Annotated in this window: 14 protein-coding genes; 13 read left to right on the forward strand and 1 reads right to left on the reverse strand. The window is 70.7% G+C overall.

What is annotated here, in order from left to right:
• Positions 1–80 precede the first annotated feature (80 nt).
• The 13 genes from NRB56_RS19010 to NRB56_RS19070 all read left to right on the forward strand — a co-directional run bounded on the left by NRB56_RS19010 (position 81) and on the right by NRB56_RS19070 (position 18,158).
• The gene (locus NRB56_RS19010; protein WP_153344053.1) at positions 81–401 is read left to right on the forward strand and encodes a PE domain-containing protein; all 321 of its coding nucleotides are present in this window, start codon (positions 81–83) and stop codon (positions 399–401) included.
• A gap of 51 nt (positions 402–452) precedes the next feature.
• The gene (locus NRB56_RS19015; RefSeq protein ID WP_153344055.1) at positions 453–1,787 is read left to right on the forward strand and encodes a PPE domain-containing protein; all 1,335 of its coding nucleotides are present in this window, start codon (positions 453–455) and stop codon (positions 1,785–1,787) included.
• 46 nt (positions 1,788–1,833) lie between these two features.
• Positions 1,834–2,172 carry a hypothetical protein gene (locus NRB56_RS19020; protein WP_153344057.1) on the forward strand — a complete coding sequence of 113 codons (339 nt, stop codon included), beginning with the start codon at positions 1,834–1,836 and terminating at the stop codon, positions 2,170–2,172.
• Between the two features lie 59 nt (positions 2,173–2,231).
• On the forward strand, positions 2,232–2,525 hold the full coding sequence (locus NRB56_RS19025; protein WP_153344060.1) for a WXG100 family type VII secretion target: 294 nt from the start codon (positions 2,232–2,234) through the stop codon (positions 2,523–2,525).
• A 13-nt stretch (positions 2,526–2,538) separates the two neighbouring features.
• Positions 2,539–3,453: an ESX secretion-associated protein EspG gene (locus NRB56_RS19030; protein ID WP_319943205.1), complete on the forward strand. Its 915-nt coding sequence runs from the start codon at positions 2,539–2,541 to the stop codon at positions 3,451–3,453.
• A 315-nt stretch (positions 3,454–3,768) separates the two neighbouring features.
• Positions 3,769–6,150, forward strand: coding sequence for an AAA family ATPase (locus NRB56_RS39770; protein WP_319943206.1), 2,382 nt, complete (start codon positions 3,769–3,771; stop codon positions 6,148–6,150).
• Positions 6,147–7,661 (forward strand): type VII secretion integral membrane protein EccD, encoded by a 1,515-nt coding sequence (gene eccD / locus NRB56_RS19040; protein ID WP_227838001.1) that lies wholly within the window; start codon positions 6,147–6,149, stop codon positions 7,659–7,661. Before NRB56_RS39770 ends, eccD begins: the two co-directional genes overlap by 4 nt.
• Positions 7,661–9,025, forward strand: coding sequence for a type VII secretion-associated serine protease mycosin (gene mycP, locus NRB56_RS19045; RefSeq protein ID WP_153344064.1), 1,365 nt, complete (start codon positions 7,661–7,663; stop codon positions 9,023–9,025). Before eccD ends, mycP begins: the two co-directional genes overlap by 1 nt.
• On the forward strand, positions 9,013–10,761 hold the full coding sequence (gene eccE / locus NRB56_RS19050) for a type VII secretion protein EccE (RefSeq protein WP_319943253.1): 1,749 nt from the start codon (positions 9,013–9,015) through the stop codon (positions 10,759–10,761). Before mycP ends, eccE begins: the two co-directional genes overlap by 13 nt.
• A gap of 11 nt (positions 10,762–10,772) precedes the next feature.
• Complete coding sequence (locus NRB56_RS19055) at positions 10,773–11,135, forward strand: helix-turn-helix domain-containing protein (protein WP_231387130.1); 363 nt, start codon at positions 10,773–10,775, stop codon at positions 11,133–11,135.
• An 82-nt stretch (positions 11,136–11,217) separates the two neighbouring features.
• Positions 11,218–12,336, forward strand: coding sequence for a hypothetical protein (locus tag NRB56_RS19060; RefSeq protein WP_153344068.1), 1,119 nt, complete (start codon positions 11,218–11,220; stop codon positions 12,334–12,336).
• Entirely contained in the window at positions 12,336–13,130 is a 795-nt protein-coding gene (locus NRB56_RS19065) for a hypothetical protein (protein WP_153344070.1), read from the forward strand. The genes NRB56_RS19060 and NRB56_RS19065 overlap by 1 nt, the downstream gene beginning before the upstream one ends.
• A 138-nt stretch (positions 13,131–13,268) precedes the next feature.
• Positions 13,269–18,158 (forward strand): NAD-glutamate dehydrogenase, encoded by a 4,890-nt coding sequence (locus NRB56_RS19070; RefSeq protein ID WP_153344072.1) that lies wholly within the window; start codon positions 13,269–13,271, stop codon positions 18,156–18,158.
• Positions 18,159–18,408: 250 nt separating this feature from the next.
• Here NRB56_RS19070 and NRB56_RS19075 read toward each other — a convergent pair whose 3' ends face one another.
• On the reverse strand, positions 18,409–19,449 hold the full coding sequence (locus NRB56_RS19075; protein WP_153344074.1) for an SPFH domain-containing protein: 1,041 nt from the start codon (positions 19,447–19,449) through the stop codon (positions 18,409–18,411).
• Positions 19,450–19,590: the final 141 nt, after the last annotated feature.

Below are 19,590 nucleotides of genomic sequence, written 5' to 3' on the forward strand. Positions count from 1 at the left end.
CCCTTTCCCAAAGTTGGGAATGACTTAACGTTTCCCCTGTACCACCCTTCGAGTTCCCACCAGTCGCGAGGAGACATCCCATGGCTCTCGAAGTAATCCCGGAAGACTTCCCCGCCCTCTCGGCGACGCTGTCGACGATCCACACCGATCTGATGGGTGCGCTGGAAGGTACCTCGATCGCGGCGAATCCGACCGCGGCGGCGTCCGACCTGGTGAGCCAGGCGGCGGCGAAGGCATTCGCCGTCTACCACGCTCACTTCTATGCCCAGGCGGCGCCGGGCTTCACGAACATCCTGCACGGTTCCCAGGTTCTCGTCCCGATCGCGAGCGACTACGCCGGCAGCGACGAGTCCGGCGGCGGTTATGTCACCGGGGCCGCCGCGGGGATCGTGCCGATCTAGCCGGTAGCCGGTTCGACAGACTCGGTGTGATTCGTCGGAGGTGACACAGCCATGCCAATCGACCCTCTGATCGGTCCGGGGGAGACGCTCGCCATCCAGCTGCACTCCGGCATCGGATCCGGTCCGATGGTGGACACGTCCACCGCGTACTCGACTCTGGCCGAGGCGCTGAGCAACGGCGCGGCCAACTCCGACGGCACGATGGACGGGATGCAGAACATCTGGAAGGGTCCGTCCGCGAACCGGGCGGAGGCCGCGTTCCGCAACCATGCGACCTGGGTGCGCCAGCAGGCGCTGAACTCGTACACCGCGGCGAATCAGGCGGCGATGGCGGCCGAGTCGTTCAACATCACACTGGCACTCACACCGCCCCCGGAGTCGTTCTCCGGACTGCGCACGCTCATCACCGGTCTGGCGGCCAATCCGACGCCCGCCACCACGCCGGTCCTCATCGGGGCCGTCGGTGCACTGGGCGCGCTGAACGCGCAGGCGGTCTCGGCTTACAGCGGGTACGCCGCGGCGATCGGCGACATCGTGGGCGGGCTGCCCGAGATCCCGCAACCGGCTCCGTCGATCGTCAACACGACCCGGCCCGGTCCCGACGGTCCCGGGCCGGGCCCCGGTCCCGGTGGTCCCGGCCCCGGTCCCAGCGGTCCCGGTTCGACGCCGGGGAAGACCGACCCGGGCGGTTCCACCGATCCCGGCGGCGCCAACGACCCGGGCGGCACCAGCAAACCGGGAACCGATCCCACGCAATCGACTTCGGATCCGACGCAGACCGGCACCCAGCAGCCCGGCGACACCGGCGACAACCCCACCGGCACCGACCCGCAGCAGCCGGCCGATGTCCAGGACTCGTTGCCGGACAACGAGATGGGTGGCCCGGACAACGGGTTCCCGCTCGATCGGGGCGATCTCGCGGACTCCTCGTACTCGGGCGACACGTCCGAGCTCGGGACCGGCCTGGGCGCGTATGCCGCCTACAGCATGTCCGGTGGCGGGCTCGGCTCGATGGCCGGGTCCGCCACCGGATTCCGGATGCCGTCGAACTGGGGCCGGATGACCGGCGGCCGGGCCTTCGGCGCCGGAACCGGTCTCGCCGAACCCGAGCCGGCGTTGCAGCGCCGCGGCGTCACCGCGCCCCAGGCGCAGAAGCGGCGCAAGCGCGAGGAAGAGGAGAAGCGCAAGTCCGTCAAGGTGTCCGGGAAGGTATTCGTACCCGGCGAATTCGACGAGGTGCCGGAACTGGAGCAGCCGCCCGCGATCGGCGTGCTCGAGTACGACCTCGATCCGCTGTGGGACGAGTCCTCGGAGGATGACGCCGATCTGATCGGGGTCCTGGATCACGACGACGACTGGTCGTCGACCGATGAACGTTCTCGGTGAAGTAGTACCGAGGCCGAGGAAATGACCGTTTAGAAAGGAACTTCACATGGCCACCGCCAGTATGATGATCGCCGATCCGTCCAAGCTGCACACCGGCGCCCAGGACACCTCGATCTGCCTGGGCGAGCTGGAGACCTACCTGCGCACCCTGGCCGCCTCGCAGAGCGGGTTGCAGTCCGCCGTACAGAGCCCGGCGACCGGTGCGGCCATCCAGCATTCGCTCAGCGATGCGGGTACCGCCGGCACCAAGCTCGCCAACACCCTGAACGACATCGTCAACGCGCTGCGGACGGCGGGCGTGAAGATCGATGACCAGGACCTCCAGGGCGCGTCGAAGGTCTACGCGGCCGGCGGTGGGGACGGGAAGGTCGACACCAACTTCTGACCGGATCGCTTCCGGCGGTACGAATCTCGACATTTATCACTGAAAAGGATTGACACATCATGAAATTCGACTTCAACGAAGTTGACATCCATGCGGCCACCATGAACCAGCTCGTCTCCAGCATGGAGACGAACGCGCACCAGATCGAGGCCATCCGCAACGAACTGATGCAGGAGTTCGCCGGTGCCGGTGCGACCGGCTACGAGGACATCATGGCCCGGCTGAAGCGGGACAACGACGCGTACATCACGACGCTGGGCAACCTGAAGACCTCGATCCAGAGCGTCGGTGGTACCCAGGGTCTGGTGCACTCGACCGACACCGCCAACGGCAATATGTTCCTGGCGATCTGAGAGTTTCGCGATCGTGCAGTCTCAGCCCGCTCCGTCGACGTCGGATCGGCGCGGCCGGACTGCCCCCGCTGAGCCGGGTTCCGGCGAGGATGTGGACAACGATCCGGTTGCGATCGAGTTGGACGTCGATGCCGCCCTGTTACTGCAGGACATGGTCGGCATCGGCGGCTACCCGACAGTATTGACCATACTGTCGAACCATTATCTGCTCGAAGATCCGGACCGGGTGCGCGCAGCCGTCGCGGAGCGGCTCACCGAGGTGGGCGTTCTCGTCGACGGCCGTGTGCACCCGGTGGTCGAGCACTGGTTGCACTGTCTGGACCGGCCGGACGTCGAACTGTGCGCGCTCGTCGTGGATCCGGATCCGGAGCCGGACGGCGAGCTTCGGGCGTTGTTGCAGATGTCGCTGGTGCGCACCGGTGACACCCATGTGCTCGCGCTCCGCTGCGCGGACGAGATCGTCATCCAGCAGGTCTTCGAATCACAGGACCGCCTCGAGACCATCACGGCTGCCCTCGCCGCGACGCTCGGCCCTTGGCCCGCAGTGCAATTCGAGCCGATGCGGGTGACCGATCAGCTACTGGCCGAGGTGCCGTCCGATCGGGAGGAGCGGCATCGAGCGCTGGTGGAGCTGGGCGCGGTGGCGCATACTGCGAGCGTGCTCACCAGAGCATTCGACCGGTTGGTGCGAAAAGCGGAAGTGGTGATGATCGAACATCGTGATGGTGGCACGATGGAACCATCGGTGGCCATGAATGTGATGGACACCGAATCCGGCCGGATCGTCGTGACGCCCAGCGTCGCGCTCGACGGCGAGCGCTGGTCGACCTACGGGCCGGGTGACGGCACCGCGTTGCACGCGGGCCTCGTGGCATTGGTCGAGTTGCTGCCCGGACGGAGTTGGTTCGGTACCAGCAGGTCCGACTGAGCCGGAGGCTCGACGCCTGGGGTGCTGCGCTTTTCGAGAGGATTGAGGGATATGAACCGAGCGCCGGGCACGAACGGCAACTCGGTCCGGAGCGTCCGGACCCGGGGTGGGTACGACGCATTCTTCGGCGACGACGGTTCGGCGAACCAGAGTGTCGACAGTTCGGCGAACCACAGTGTCGCGGAACCGCCTCCGCCGGGGACGAGTCCGCCACCAGGCTCTTCGTCCCCCACAATCGGCGACCCGGAATCCGGGTCGCCACAGTCGTCTTTCCCACCGGCCGCCACCGCCGAGCCCCGCTCCGGGACCGTCGCGGTGCAGCGCGAGTCGGAGCAGGCCACTCCCACACCACCCGTACCCGCCCGATCGTCGAACACCACCGCCACCTGGCGGCGCGCCCGGCAGGCCGCCGCCGCGCCGCCGGAGGGCGGCCCGGCCGCACTCGGTGCGGCCCCCGGGGGATCCACGACCGAGTCCGGGGAACCCGTTGCGCCCCATCAGAATTCCGAACCCGCGGCCGCCGGGCCGAAGCCGTCGAGCCCGGATTCCCCCGGGTACGGCGTGATCGAATCGCGTACCGCCACTGCGGCTCCCGCCGAATCTCGGCCCGCGTCCTCCTCCGCGGCCGGGTCGCGCGCGGTGCAGCGCACCGGTCCGCGAACCGCCGTCACCCCGCCGCAATCGGGTGCGGCCCAATCGGAACGCTCCGACACCCCGAACGCGACCGCCGACGAACTCCGTGCCGCGGCGCTGCGCGCGGCGGCCGCGCGAGCCGCCGCCGCCCAGGCCGCCGCCCGCGCCGCGCAATCCGGTGCGGCCGAGCCGTCCGCCGATTCCGCGCGCCCCGCCGGCACCTCGAATCGAGCCGGTCAGGCCGCGGCACCGGGCAGCGCCGCCGGGCAATCCGGCCGGCCGGATCCGGCCGCCGCGCCGAGCGGGACCGGGCACAGGGATCGGTCCGCCGGAACGGGCCGGTCGGCCGGGCCGGGCGCACCGTCGGGGTCGGCGCCACAGCCGAATTCGCCGGCCGCCGCGCATCCCGGCGCGGTGTCGAACCCGTCGGCCGCGGCGCATTCCGGTGTGGGGTCGAACCCGTCGGCCGCGGCGCATTCCGGTGCAGGGCCGAATTCGTCGGCCGCGGCGCATTCCGGTGCAGGGCCGAACCCGTCGGGCGCCACGCATTCCGGTGCAGGGTCGAACCCACCGGCCTCGCCGCCCGCCGCCGAGGCGGCCACGGGTCGGGTCGAACGATTCGCGCCGGGTGCGCGGTCGACCGCCGCGCACCGGCCCGGCCCCGGCAACTACGGCACCGATGCTGCCGGCGCCGCAGCGGAATACGCGCAGCGCGGCACGGAATATGCCGCGCCACAAGCCGATTCCGCTCAGGCAGCGCCGCAGGGCTACCCCACCGGCTATCCCGCCGCGCCCACGGCCGGTCCCTGGGCGGGGGCCGCGTCCGGCGGGTACACCGGGCAGTACGCCGCGGCGCAGTATGCCGCCCCGGGGCAGTATGCCGCCGCCCAGTACGCCGCGGCGCAGCAGGCCGCCGCGCAGCAGGCCGCGGCCGCCGAAGCGGCTGCCGGGCAAACCGTTTCGCAGACCGTGGAGTTCCGGGCCGCCGAGTCCGCGCCTCCGGCGGCCTGGCAGCAGCGCGCAACCACCCAGGCCGCCGACCCGTCCGTCCGCGGCGTCGAGCGCTATCAGCAGGCCGCGGAGAACGCCCCCTTCATCGAGGTGCTGCCGGCCGCGTTGACGTCCGCGGATCTGCTGGCCGACATCTCGGCCGCCAACCGTGCCAAGCTGAAGTCCGCCACGGGAGTGCGCGGCGCGCTCAACAAGGTCGGCTTCAATCTCGGGCTGTCGCCGGCCGAGCAGCGGGTGGAGGATCGCCGCGCCCGGATCCGGAAGCAGTTGCTCACCACCTATCAGATCGCGGTGATCAGCGTGAAGGGCGGCGTCGGCCGCACCACCCTGGCCGCGACCCTCGGCTCGACCTTTTCCGCGCTGCGGCCGGACCGGGTCGTGGCCATCGACGCCAATCCCGACTTCGGCGATCTCCCGTCGCGTACCGCCCCGCACCCGTACGGCCTGTCACTGCGTGATCTGGCCCAGGCGTCGAATCTGGACGCGTTCGCGACCGTGCAGTCGTTCATGTCGATCAATTCCGCGGATCTGGCCGTCGTCGCCTCGCCGTGGAACTCCGAGGCGGTGGAGGCCCTGTCCGGGGGCGAGTACATGGCCGCGATGGATGTGCTGCGCCGGCACTACAACTTGTTGATGGTGGACTGCGGCACCGGTGTGCTGGACTCCGTGACCACCTCGGTGCTGCGCACCAGCGATGCGGTGGTGGTGGTGACACCCGCTACCGTCGGCGGGGTGAAAGGCGCTGTGGCCACGTTGAACTGGTTGAACACGCACGGGCTGAGCCAACTGATAGCCAAATCCGTGGTGGCGATCGTGCATCAGCAGCCGACCAAGCCCATCGTCGAGATCGAGGCGATCGAGAAGCTGTTCCAGACCGCGCAGCGCCCGACGGCGTTGATTCCCTACGATCCCCACCTGGCCGAGGGGGGCGAGATCGACCTCCGGCTGCTCGACAAAGACACGTTGCTGGCGTTCGAGGAACTCGCGGCCGGGTTGTCCGATGGCTTCCCGAACTCGTATCTGAACGGCGCCGACCGAGGAGGATGGCGATGAGCACCGCCTTCGCGCCCACCGCCGCAGCCGCGACGGCGCCCGCACCGTCGGCGGAGGTGGCCCGGGCCCGCATCGCGATCATGGTCGCCACGTATCAGATCGATGTGGTGGTACCGACGAAATTCGCCATCGAGACCTTCATCGACGATCTGATCGGTGTGCTGGCCGGCGCGGTCGACGACGAGAACGTCGATTTCACACCGCCGGTCGGGCAGTGGAGCCTCGCTCGACCGGGCGAGGCCGCGATTCCGCGCTGGCGCAGCCTGGAGGATCACGAGATCACCGACGGCGCCGTGCTGACGCTGTCGGTGGTGGAGTCGGCCGAGATCTTCACCCCGGTGGTCGAGGACATCACCGACGCGCTGGCGCTGATCAACGAACGCGAATTCGCCGAATTCGACGCCGAGACGGTGCAGACCGCCGGAGTCTCGGTGCTCGGGGTCGCCTCGCTGGCCGTGGCCGCGATGATGTGCTGGTCGTGGACCCGGACCGGATCCTGGTTGTGGTGCGGTCTCCCGACGCTGCTGCTGGGTCTCGTGTGCTGGATCGCGGCGGTACCGGTGCAGCGGCGGGAGAATTCGGCCCGGCTGGGTCTCGGGCTGGCGTTGTCGGCGTTGCCGTTGCTGTTCGCCGGCGCCGCGACGCTGGTGCCGCCCGCCTACGGCCGGCCCGGCCCGCTGGCGCCCGCGAATCTGGCCGCCGGACTGGTGGTCGCGGCGGTGGCCGCGTTGACGATGTTGCGACTGGTGCGGATCGGCACCACGGTGCTGGTGGCCGTGGCGACCCTGGGCGTGATCCTCGCGGTCGCCGTCTCGCCCGCGGCCTATCTCGACGTCTCCGTCCGCCAGGTGGCCGCCGGGGTGGTCTTCGTGGCGCTGGTGCTGCTGACCGCGGCGCCGCGACTCGCGGTGGTAGCGGCCCGGATTCGGCCACCTGACCTGCCCGATCCCGGCGCGGAGGTGGCGCCCGCGACGCTGACCGACATCTTCGACGCGCAGACCGGCGTCGATCCGGCCGAGGACGACCAGGTGCTGCCGGCCGAGACCATCGAGAGCCGGGCGCGCACCGCGGTGACCACGTTGCGCGGCTTGATCATCGGGATGGCGACGGCGGTCTCGGCGGGCGCCGTGGTGGCCGCCGCGGCGAGCCCCGGCGGTATCCGGGAGATCGTGCTGGCCGGCGCGGTGGCCGGGGCCCTCACCCTGCGGGCCCGCTGGCATCCGGATCGGGTGCAGGCCGTGGCGCTGATCGTCGGCGCCGCGATCGCCACGATCGGAACCGGATTCGTCCTGGTCGGCGCTTATCACACCCCCGCGGCCCGGTTGGCCGTGGCGTTCGTGGTGGCCGGGCTCGCGGCCCTGGGATGCCTTGCCGCGGTGGGTCTTCCGGGCCGCAGACTGTCCCCGGTGACCCGTCGCGCCATCGACCTCGTGGAATACACGCTGATCCTGGTGGTTCCCGCGCTCGCGTTCTGGATCATGGGCGTCTACACCGCCATGCGAGCCATCTGATGAGAACAGGTCACGGCCTGCGTGTGGCCGTGTGCACGACGGCCGCGTGCGCGCTGGTCACGGTCGCCACCGCGCCCGCGCTCGCGGTGAACCCGCCACAGGTGGTGGTGGGCGTGATCCCGCCCGACGGTGCGCCCGGTCCCGAACAGCCGACGAAGCAGGACAAGGGTTGCCTGGTCACCGGCGTGCTGCCGGACAGCGATCTGCAACAGGCCCCGCCGCCGGAGCGGATGCTGAATCTCGCGCAGGCCCGGGCACTGTCGCGCGGGGCGGGCGTCACCGTCGCGGTGATCGACACCGGCGTCGGCCCGAATCCCCGGCTGCCCAATCTGGTCGGCGGCGGCGACTATGTCGCGGCCGGCGGCGACGGGCTGTCCGACTGCGATGCGCACGGCACGCTGGTGGCCGGAATCATCGGCGCCGGAACGGATCCCTCCGACGGATTCAGCGGAGTGGCTCCGGACGCCGCGCTCATCTCCATCCGCTACCGGTCCGGCGCCTTCAGCCTCGAGCAACCCTCGGGTTCCGATCCGGCCCAGCAGCTTTCGATGGACATCCGGACCCTGGCCAGGGCGGTCACCCACGCGGCGAACCTCGGCGCCCAGGTGATCACGGTGTCGCTACCGGTCTGTGTGGGCGCCGCGCTGCCGGTGGACCAGTCGGTGCTGGCCGCCGCCCTCGGTTACGCGAGCAGATTGCGCGGGGCGCTGATCGTCGCCGGCGCCGGCAACACGGGAAGCAGTGGCTGCGAACAGAATCCGGACATCGATCCGAGTCGTCCCACCGACCGGCGCAACTGGATGGGGGTGAAGACCCTCTCGGCGCCCGGCTGGTTCTATTCCGATGTGCTCACCGTCGGATTCACCACGGCAACCGGCTCGGCCGTGCCGGATACGCTGACCGGGCCGTGGGTGGCGGTCGCCGCGCCCGGCACCGGCATCGAATCGCTCGGCCCCGGCGGCGGTGGCCTGATCAACGCGGTCGGGGGCGGGGACAAGCTGGTCCCGGTCGGCGGCGCGTCGTTCGCCGCCGCCTATGTCGCCGGGGTGGCGGCGCTGCTGCGCTCGCGCTATCCCAGCGAGAGCCCCACCGAGATCGTCGCGCGGCTGGAGGCCAGCGCGCACGCGCCGGCGCGCGGCATCGACAACACCGTCGGCACGGGCATCATCGATCCGGTGGCGGCGCTGAGCTACCGCACTCCGCCGCAGCCGCCCGCGGGCCTGAATCGTGGTGAGCTGCTGTCACTTCCGACGCCGCCCCGGCCACCGGATCGGCGGCCGCTCGCGGTGTCCGCCGCGGTGGCGCTCGCGGCCCTGGTCGTCGGTCTCGGTGTGGGCCGGTGGCAGCGGAGGTGGGCGCGTTGAGTTCCGCGAGTCCGCGTACCGGCGAGCGATTGCCGTTCGCGGTGGTGGTGCTGGCCGGCAGCCTGGTGATCACGGCGATGTGGGGCCGGCCGCTGTGGTACATCGGGCCGGCCGTGGTGGGTGTGGCCGTGCTCCTGGTGACGGTTCCGATCGCCGGGCGCACGACCTTGCGCTGGCTGCTCGACCGGGCCGCGTTCCGGTTCGGCCTCCAGGCCCGCGCGGCCGCCCGCGCCACGCCACCGCGGCTGTGGGATGTCGAGGTCGCGGCCGGCACCTGCGGAATCGGCGCCGACGGCGATGTGCTCGTCGCGATGGTCCAGCTGGCGCCGGATCTGGATCTGCCCACGGTGATCGCCGAGGAGACCATCTATACCGAGGACACGGTGCCGGTGGATCTGCTGCTGCCGCTGCGCGAGCAGTACGGCATCGAACTCGACATCGACATCGTGACCACCGGCCGGCGCGTCCGGCCGACGGGTAGTTACAGCATGCTGTACGACCAGCTGATCGGCGCGCAGCCGGTGATCGGGCACCGGCTGACCTGGCTGGTCGTGCGCCTGGACCAGGAACGGAATCTTGCCGCCCTGTCCCGGCGCGGGCCGGTGGCGACCGTGGCGCCCAAGACACTGGCCACCGCGGCCGTCCGGATCGCGTCGCGGTTGCGCGAGCACGGTATCGCCGCGCAACAGCTGCCCGCCGACGAACTGCGCGACGCGACGCGGCTGCTGCACGCCGGGATCGAACCCTCGGACCTGCACGAGCGCTGGAGCCGGCTGGACGCGCCGATACCGAACCGCGTCGTGACCACCGGTGTGGTCGACTGGCAGCGGCTCGGCGGCCTGGGGCTGGAGGACTGCTGGACCTGGAACCGGGGCTGGACCACCGTGGTGATCAGCCTGCCGGCCGGCGGCGCGGAGGCGGCGCCGCGGGTGCTCGTGCGCTATGTCGGCCCGCCGCTGGACGAACTGCCGGACTACCTGCGGCCCCTGCGCGGGCAGCAGTCGCAGGCGTTGCGGGCCACGCTGCCGACCACCGTCTCGGTGCGGGACCTGCCGCGCGACGAGTCCGGGGCCGACATCATCCCGGACGACGTCCTGCCGGAACTGCTGATCCCGATCGGGCCGAACGGGCAGATCCTCGGCGCGATCAGCGGCCATCCGCGGCATACGCTGGCGCTGCCGCTGTACGATCCGTCCCGGTTCAACCCGCGCCGCCGCTCGATCGATGTGCACGCGGAACTGCAAGTGGCACAACAGATCGTGTTGCGGGCGATGATCGTCGGCGCGGAGGTCGAGGTGCACTCCGCCCGGCCGCAGCGATGGTGGCAGATGGTGTCCGCGGTGGGGGATCCCAGTGCCCTGCGCCTGGCCCCCGATCCGGCGCGGAGCGGGAACTCGGACGGCTTCGAGCCGCCGACGATCACCGTCTTCGATCAGATGACCCCGCGCACGTCGGGGGCACAGACCACGGTGACCATCAGCGATCCCGGCACCCCGCCGCGGCGGGCGGCCGATCTGCTGATCACCCAGGTCGACCGGACCGCCGTGGACGTGCGCATCCCGATGCGCACCGTGCGGGTGGATCTGATCGAACCGCACGGCGAGACACGCTATTTCGACTCGGGCGCCGGGCCGGGTGCGGGACAGCCCACTGCCGAGGGCTTTCCGCCCGCACTGGGAAGTGCGCCGACCGTACCGCTCGCCGACCGCCCGCCGGCACGGGTGATGGGACAGTAATGTTGATCAATGTGGAATCCGAATTCTCGCAGCCGGAAGGCGCACTGGATGATTCGCCCGGTGTCCTCGAGAATCGCGGCGGCGCAGACGCACTCAGTCCTCGGCAGGCTGCTGCCGCCGTATTCTCCAGTCGCCTCTCGGAATTGATCGCCGAATCGGTGGTGTCCACCGAGGACGGTTCGACCCGATCGCTGACGTTGTATTCGCTGGCTCAGCATCTGGAGCTGGCCTACCCGGATGTGCCTGTCTCGCAATCGGGTCTGTATCGGCTCATTCACGGAGAGGCGATACCGCGGCTCGATTTGATCATCGCGCTGGCTCGTGTGTTCGACGTGCCGCCCGAGTATTTCGTGACTGCCGAGAAAAAGCGCTGACGCGTTCCGCGAGTTAATCGACTTCCCGCTGCTGGGAATGTAATTCACCGTTTCGCAGCGCTCGCCGGATACGATCCGGAGCATGCCCGCCGACGCGTCGGGAGACGTTTTTATCCGCCACCGGGACGTGGTCCTGGACGCGCTGCTGTCCGATCCCGCCCTGGGGCCCACGGCGGCGTCCGACCCGGTCTCGGGGCCCTCCTCCCGCCCGGTCTCCGGTGCGGTGGTCGCCCCCGGTTCGATGCCCGCGGCGGTCCCGCCGCCGGGAGGGTCCGGTGCGATCTCCGGTCCGTTGTTCGCCGCGCCGGTCGCCGGGGAGCCGGTGATCGATCCGGACGCGGCGAACGCGCTGCTGCCCCCGCGCACGCCGGACGGGCCGAAGGCGAGCGAGCGAATCCTGGCGCTGCTCAACGGAACCACGCCGGACAACGGCAGTTCGGCGATGAATCTCGGGACCGAGTTCTCGCAGCACTACGGCGCGACGTCCACGCCGGAGGCGGAGCCGGCGGATCCGCCGAAACCCGATCCGGCCGAGACGAATCGGTCCGCGGCGGCGGCTCCCGGGCCCGGACAGACGATCATCACCCAGCTCCGCAGGCCGAAGGTCGCCCTGATTCTCGTCGCGGTGGTGGCGGTGGCCTTCATCATCGCGCTCGTCACCACCTCCGGCGGCGGCTCGCAACCCTCCGGTCCGGTCTACGTGGCCACTTCCGGTGCGGCACAGGCTCCGTCGTCGGCGGCGCCCGCACCGACCTCGGTGGCCTCCTCGGCGCTCACGGCGAAGTCCGCCACCGCGCACTGCCCGCCGGGCAGCACACCCGGGATGGACGCGTTCGCGGGTCAGGGCAAGGCGTGGTCGTGTGTGCGGGCCTTCAAGGTCGACGGGCAGGTGCTGATCATCGACCTCGGTCGCACGTACCAGATCGACTCGATCGGGATCGTGCCGGGCTGGGACAGCGTCGGCACCGACGGTGTCGACCAGTGGACGAAATATCGTACGGCGAGCCGGGTTTCGTACAAGTTCAACGACGCGTCCAACACCGTGTACACCCAGCAGACGCTGGATCAGCGCGGTCTGGTGGTCACCAAGATGAGCTCGCCGCTGACCGCCTCCAAGGTGGTGCTGACCGTGCTGGAGTCGAAGGGCGACCCCACCGCCAACACCGTCGCCATCTCCTCGATCGTGATCACGGGGCACTGATGATCGGCGAATTGATCTGCCAGTACTGCGCACATCGCAACGGGAGTGCCGAATCGCGGTGCGCGCATTGCGGTGCGCCGCTGGCCGCGACCCTCGTCCGTGAGGCCGCCACCGGGATCCGGGACGCCGCGGCCGTCGCCCACGAGGTCGAGGACGTCCGCCGCCTGCCGCGCGAGGCCGGGGCCGCCGGGGCGAGCCGGTTGGCCCGCGAGGCCGGCATGCTGGCGCATTCGCTGGTGCCGCAGGAGAAATCGCCCGGCAAGGCCGAGCCGGCGCCGGGCAACCGGCTCGAGGCGCTGATCGAGCGCCGGCTGGAGAACCTGGGCTGGCCCGCGGTCGCGGTCGTCCTGGCCGTGCTGCTGGTGGCGGCCCTGCTGCTGATGCGGGGCTGCTCATCGCTGAACATGCCCGTGGTGGGCCAGGTTTCGGCGGTGGAGGCGTTGCCGGTCGCGTTGCACACCGCCGCCTCGTGCGCGTCGCTGCCGGGTGAGAACGCCGGCGCCCGGTGCACGATCCCGGCGACCAGTACGCTGCTCGCCGGTGCGCTGACCGCCGGCCAGGAGCTGAGTTTCTCGCTGCAGGTGCAACGCCCGGATCAGTTGTCCGCCACCGTCGCCGGCTGGCGCGCCGGCGGTGGCGTGGTGCTGGCCGACGGGACCGTGTTCGCCGGGATCGGGCCCTCGGCCACCGTCCGCTACGCCGACGCCCGCACCGGGATCCGCATCGAGACCTCGACGTTCGCCGGTCGCGCGGCGGCGCAGACCTTTCTGAACCGCACCGGCCTGGTGCAGTGATTCCCGCCACCGCGCCGCGGTGGTCCCGTATTCCCGTCCGTGACGAATCTAACTTCCAATGAGCCGCTGAACAACGGTACGTTATTCGTTGTAGCATTGGGGCGCGAAGGTTCCGGGCACTCGGGAAGGTATGGATCGATGGCGGCAGGTACTGGGCACTCGACGACAGGGACCGTGTTCCGCGACGATCCCACCGATCTGGAGGCGGCCTACTTCCGCGGCATCCGGCCCGGGGCCGCGCCGGCGATCACCGCGCGCGCCGCCGAAATCTTCGCGGCGCACCGTGATCTGGCGCAGTCGCGGGAACCGGGCACGGCCGCGGTCCGGGTGTACGCGCCCGGCGACGGCACCGGTCTCGACGCCGCGGTCCAGATCATCAACGACGATATGCCGCTGCTGGTCGACGCGGTGACGGCCACGCTGCGCCGCCGCGGCCTGACCGTCGCCGACGTGGTGCACCCGGTGTTCGACGTGGTGCGCGCGGCGCGCGGGCGGTTGCGGGCGGTGGTGCTCGGCGACGAGCAGCGCGGCGCGGCGCCGAACCGGTCCACCGGCGCCCGCAGCGTGCGGGAATCCTGGATGCATGTGCAGCTGGGCGGCTGGCCCGCCGGTACGGTGGCCGCCGAGCTCGAGCGCGAGCTGAGCGGCGTGCTGGACGCGGTCCGGCGCGTCGCCGACGACACCTCCGCGATGCTCGCGGCCGTCGGATCGGTGGCCGACCGCCTCGACACCGCCGGCGGCGCCGGCACGTTCGACACCGCCGGCGGCGCCGGCACTTTCGACACCGCCGGCACTGTCGTGGGCGCCGAACTGCCCGAATCGGCCCGGCTGCTGCGCTGGCTGGCGGACGGGCACTTCACCGTGCTCGGCTACGGCTACTACTGCCGCCCGGTGGGGGCGACCGACGACGCCGGTACCTGGCAGGTGCCGGGCACCGGGCTCGGAGTGCTGCGCGACGCGGCGGCCGACGTCGCGATCCCGGCGCTGGGCGCGCAGCGCCCGGTGCTGCGGATGACCGCGGCGGGGGAGTCGGGGCTGCCGGTCTCCGCCGAGCTGTACGCGATCGGCGTGGCCGACCTCGAAACAATCTCCGCCACATCGGATTCCGGTGAGCCGGGCCGGGTGCGGGGACAGCACGTGTTCATCGGCTCGCTGACGGTGACCGGACAGCACGAGGACATCCTCGACATCCCGGTCATCTCGCGCCGGGTCCGGCAGGTCATCGAACACGCCGGGTACGAGCTGGATTCGTTCTCGGGTCAGGCGATGCTGGAACTGCTGCAGACCTTTCCGCGCAGCGAGCTGTTCGCCGCCGACGCGCGCCGGTTGTCCGACACCGTCACCGCCGTCATGAATCTCGGCCGCTCGCGCGGGATCCGGCTGTTCCTGCGCCGGGACGCGCGCACCGGCGCGGTGTACTGCCTGGTGTATCTGCCGCGGGACAGGTACTCCACCGAGACCCGGCGGCGCATGCAGGACATCCTGCTCGCCGAGTTCGCCGGCGAGCAGGTGACCTACTCGGCCCGGGTCACCGATTCCGACCTGGCCGCACTGCTGTTCACGGTGCACCGCCTGCCCGGCGCCGGTCCGGTCGACGTGTCCGAGGCGCGCCGGGATCGGTTGCAGGGCGAGCTGTTCGGCGCCATCACGACCTGGGTGGACCGCTTCGCCGACCGCTCCCGCCGCACCGCCTCCGGCGCGTTGTCCGCGTCGGTGATGCGGCAGTACGCCGACGGCTTCCCGCTCGGCTATCAGCAGGAGCACGAGCCGGCGCGGGGCCTGGCCGACGCGGTGCGGCTGCACCGGCTGGCCGCGGGCGGGATCGACACCGAACTGCACCACCTGCCGGGCGATCCGGCCGACCGCTGGCGGTTCACGCTGTACGTGGCCGGCGCGGAGGTCTCGTTGAGCCGGGTGCTGCCGGTCCTGCACAGCCTCGGGGTGGAGGTGCTGGACGAGCGGCCCTACCGGATCGGTCATCCCGACGGCGTACCGCGCTGGATCTACGATTTCGGCCTGCGGTTGTCCTCGGCACCGAGCGACGGCGCCGAAGACGAGGTGCGGCAGCTGGTTTCGGCGGCATTCCAGGCGATGTGGTTCGGCCACAGCGAGATCGACGGACTCAACGAGCTGGTGCTGCGCGCCGGGCTGGCCTGGCATCGGATCGCGATTCTGCGCGCCTACGTGAAATACCTGCGGCAGGCCGGATTCACCTACGCCGGTGCGACCGTCACCCGGGTGCTGCTCGCGCACGCGGCGGTGACCCGCTCGTTCGCCGACCTGTTCGCCGCGCGATTCGACCCGGACGCCGACCCCGAGCGGGCCGCGGAGTCCGCGGCGGCGCTGTCGGAACAGGTTTCCGCCGAGATCGACGCGGTGGTCGGCCTGGACGCCGACCGCATCCTGCGCGCGGTGCACGGCCTGATCGCCGCGACGTTGCGGACCAACTACTTCCGCCGCGACGCGGCCGGGAACCGGCCCGAGTACCTGTCCTTCAAGTTCGATCCGCGGCAGATCGCCGAATTGCCCAGGCCGCGTCCGCAGTTCGAGATTTTCGTGTATTCGCCGCGGGTGGAGGGTGTGCATCTGCGGTTCGGTGCGGTGGCGCGTGGTGGGTTGCGGTGGTCGGATCGGCTGGAGGATTTCCGGACGGAGATTCTGGGTCTGGTGAAGGCGCAGGCGGTGAAGAACGCGGTGATCGTGCCGGTGGGTGCGAAGGGTGGTTTCGTGGTGAAGCAGCCCCCCGCGGCCACCGGTGACGCCGCCGCCGACCGCCAGGCGCTCCAGGCCGAGGGCATCGCCTGCTACCGCACCTTCATCTCCGGACTGCTCGACCTCACCGACAACATCGACCGCGCCACGGGACAGACGGTGCCGCCGGCGCGGGTGGTGCGCCGCGACGGTGACGACACATATCTGGTGGTCGCCGCGGACAAGGGCACCGCGACCTTCTCGGATATCGCCAATGATGTTGCCGGGCAATACGGCTTCTGGCTCGGCGACGCCTTCGCCTCCGGTGGCTCGATCGGCTACGACCACAAGGCGATGGGGATCACCGCGCGTGGTGCGTGGGAGAGTGTCAAGCGGCATTTCGCGGAGTTGGGCGTGGATACCCAGACCCAGGACTTCACGGTCGTGGGTGTCGGTGACATGTCCGGTGATGTGTTCGGTAACGGGATGTTGTTGTCGGAGCACATTCGCCTGGTGGCGGCGTTCGATCATCGGCATATCTTCGTGGATCCGGATCCGGTGGCGGCGAGTTCGTTCCGGGAGCGGCAGCGGTTGTTCGCTCTGCCGCGGTCGTCGTGGGCGGACTACGACCCCGCGCTGATCAGCGCGGGCGGTGGCGTCTGGCCGCGCACCGCCAAGTCGATCCCGGTGAGCCCCGAAGTGCGTGCCGCGCTGGATCTTCCGGTCGGCACCACCGAACTGTCCCCGCCGGAACTGATCCGGGCGATCCTGCTCGCCCCGGCCGACCTGTTCTGGAACGGCGGCATCGGCACCTACATCAAGGCGGACGCCGAGACCAACGCCGAGGTGGGTGACAAGTCCAACGACGCGGTCCGGGTGAACGCCGATCGGCTGCGGGTGCGGGTCATCGGCGAGGGCGGCAACCTCGGTGTGACTCCGTTGGGCCGCATCGAGTTCTGCGCGCACGGCGGCAAGTGCAACACCGACGCCATCGACAACTCCGCCGGTGTCGACTGCTCCGACCACGAGGTCAACATCAAGATCCTGCTCGACGGCGCGGTGGCCGCCGGTGAACTCCCCGCCGCCGAGCGGACCGGCCTGCTGGCCTCGATGACCGACGAGGTCGCCGGACTCGTGTTGCGCGACAACATCTCCCAGAATCACCGGCTCGGGCTGTCCCGGGCCGGCGCGGTGGAACAGGCCCCGGTGTACCGCCGGGTGCTGACCGAACTGGAACAGCGGCACGGCCTCGATCGCCGGCTGGAGGCGCTGCCCGCCGACGCCGAGCTGGAACGTCGCGTCGCGGCCGGAATCGGGCTCACCTCACCGGAACTGAGCACGATCCTGGCGCACGTGAAGCTGGCGCTGAAGGCCGATCTGCTCACCGGGGACCTGCTCGACGGCGCGGCCTTCGCCGGGGTGCCGGCCGCGTATTTCCCGGCGCCCCTGCGGGATCGGTTCGCCGCCGGGATCGACCGGCATCCGCTGCGCCGGCAGATCGCCGCGACCTCGGTGATCAACGATCTGGTCGACCACGGCGGCATCACATTCGCCTTCCGGCTGGCCGAGGACACGGGTGCCGACACCGCGGACGTGGTGCGCGCGTACACCGCGGCGGTCGAGATCCACGATCTGCGCGACCTGTGGTCGCGGATCCGGACCACCGCGATGCCCGAACCTGCGCGCTACACGCTGGCGGCCGAGACGATCCGGACCCTGGATCGCACCGCGCGCTGGCTGCTCGCCAACCGGCCGCAGCCGATCGCCGTCGCCGCCGACATCGCCCGCTACCGCGACGGCGTGCGGACCCTGGCCGGCCGGGTACCCGCCGAACGCGGTGACGCGCAACGCCGCCGGGCCGACTGGATCCGGCGCGGCGCACCCGAGGCGTTGGCCGGAGAAGTGGCCGGACTGCTGTACCGCACCGTCCTGCTGGACGTCCTGGACCTCGCCGAGATCGCCGACCGCGACGCCGCCGAGGTGGCGGACCTGTACTTCGCCCTCGACGCGCACTTCGAGATCCAGCGCCTGATCGACGCGGCCGACGCGGTGGAGCACGGCGACCGCTGGCATACCCTGGCCGGACTCGCGGTCCGCGACGACCTGTACGGCTCGCTGCGCTCGCTGACCCTGGACGTGTTGTCCGCCACCGATTCCGGTGAGTCGGCGGCCGAGAAGATCACCTACTGGGAGTCCATCAGCCGCTCGCGGCTGGCGCGCTCCCGGGCCGCGCTGGCCCAGATCTTCGCCCTCGATCACTACGATCTGGCCACCCTGTCGGTAGCGGCCCGGCAGGTGCGGGGCATGGTCGGCGGCGCCGAGGTCGCGGTGGTCTGAGCTGGACGGCCCGGCCGGCTTCGCGTCGGCCGGGCCGATCCCGGGCGGATCCGGGCAGGCGCTCCGGTGGTAGCCGGGGCGGACCGGTCGCGGGCCGGGCGGAACGAGCGGCCGCGCCGGCCACGTGCCTGGCGGCTCGGCGGACTCGAAGATGTTCGGCCCGAACGATAATCGGTCCGGGTGACCACAATCGGTCACCCGGGCCGTACGCCACCACACCGGGGATGAGGGGCCCGGCGCGGTGGGAGCCTCAGCGCCCCGCCGCGGGGGTGCCGCAGTTGCCGCAGAATCGGGCGCCGGCGGTGAGTTCGGCGCCGCAGTCGGTGCAGTGCCGGGGCAGGGCGGCGAGCAGTGAATTGCCGCAGTGCATACAGAATTTGGCGCCCGGGGGGTTGGTGGTGCGGCAGCCACCGCATACCGGACCGGCGGCCTGTGCGGGGGCCGCGGTCTGCACCTGCGGCTGGATCGCGTTCAAACCCAGTGCGGCGCCGAGGAATCCGGGCGCCGCCGCGCCGCCGCCGTGCGCCAGTCCCTGACCCGCGCCGAGCGCCAGTTCGCCCGCGGCATAGGGCTGGAACCCGCCCGCGAGCCGAATGTAGGTGACGTCCTTGGCCAGTCGCTTGAGCCGGTCGGCGTCCTCGGGGGCCAGGGTGATGTCGAAATTGCCCATCCGGGGGATGCGCAGTCCGTACTCGTAGAGCGTGATGTTGGTCTGGTGCAGCACCGCGGCCTCGATCGGCTGCAGGAACCCGGACAGGCCGAGCACCTGCCAGTCGCCCTTCGAGATGCCCTGGGTGACGGCGACTTTCATCGACTTCATCAGCATCTCGGCGGCCCAGGACTGTAATGCGCCGGGATCGGCCAGATCGGTGGTGCCGGTCAGCGTCGAGATCAGCTGCTCGGGATCGCGCACCGCGAGCGCGAATTCGCCGAACACTCGCAACGTCACCACCTGCTCGCTGACCGGATCGGTGATGTCGGCCAGCCGTCCGCCGAACTTGACGCCCGGGAATTCGCGGGTGGAGACGAAATACAGTTCGGCACGGTAGAAGTTGCCGCCGGTGAGGCCGTCGACCAGCGCGCCGAGCACCGGAAGCTCCTCGGCGTCGATACGGTGCCGGCCCGGTCCCATACTGGCCATCACCCGGCCGGACTTCACGAACAGCGCCAGCTGGTCGGCGTCGACCTGTGCGCGGCTGAAGCGGCGCAGATTCTGGTCCGGCCACTTGTAGATCAGCTGGTGTTTGCGCTCGTCGGGAACGGCGATGAACTCCCGCTCGAACCAGGCCATGCGCGCCTCCCTCGTCGTGCGGCCCCGCCGTCGCGCCCGGCGTGGCCGACCTGTAACCGGGCGAGCGTACCGATATTCATTGGCACTATCAACGGGATGCGTTCCCGCTCACGGGGACACCCACCTGCACGTTTCCAGTGT

Source organism: Nocardia aurantia, assembly GCF_009604425.1.
GTDB lineage: Bacteria > Actinomycetota > Actinomycetes > Mycobacteriales > Mycobacteriaceae > Nocardia > Nocardia aurantia.

Bases quoted from the DNA above. Each gene is read 5' to 3' on its own strand.
- NRB56_RS19010 (WP_153344053.1), top strand. From the start codon at position 81: ATGGCTCTCGAAGTAATCCCGGAAGACTTCCCCGCCCTCTCGGCGACG.
- NRB56_RS19015 (WP_153344055.1), top strand. From the start codon at position 453: ATGCCAATCGACCCTCTGATCGGTCCGGGGGAGACGCTCGCCATCCAG.
- NRB56_RS19020 (WP_153344057.1), top strand. From the start codon at position 1,834: ATGGCCACCGCCAGTATGATGATCGCCGATCCGTCCAAGCTGCACACC.
- NRB56_RS19025 (WP_153344060.1), top strand. From the start codon at position 2,232: ATGAAATTCGACTTCAACGAAGTTGACATCCATGCGGCCACCATGAAC.
- eccD (WP_227838001.1), top strand. From the start codon at position 6,147: ATGAGCACCGCCTTCGCGCCCACCGCCGCAGCCGCGACGGCGCCCGCA.
- mycP (WP_153344064.1), top strand. From the start codon at position 7,661: ATGAGAACAGGTCACGGCCTGCGTGTGGCCGTGTGCACGACGGCCGCG.
- NRB56_RS19060 (WP_153344068.1), top strand. From the start codon at position 11,218: ATGCCCGCCGACGCGTCGGGAGACGTTTTTATCCGCCACCGGGACGTG.
- NRB56_RS19065 (WP_153344070.1), top strand. From the start codon at position 12,336: ATGATCGGCGAATTGATCTGCCAGTACTGCGCACATCGCAACGGGAGT.
- NRB56_RS19070 (WP_153344072.1), top strand. From the start codon at position 13,269: ATGGCGGCAGGTACTGGGCACTCGACGACAGGGACCGTGTTCCGCGAC.
- NRB56_RS19075 (WP_153344074.1), bottom strand. From the start codon at position 19,449: ATGGCCTGGTTCGAGCGGGAGTTCATCGCCGTTCCCGACGAGCGCAAA.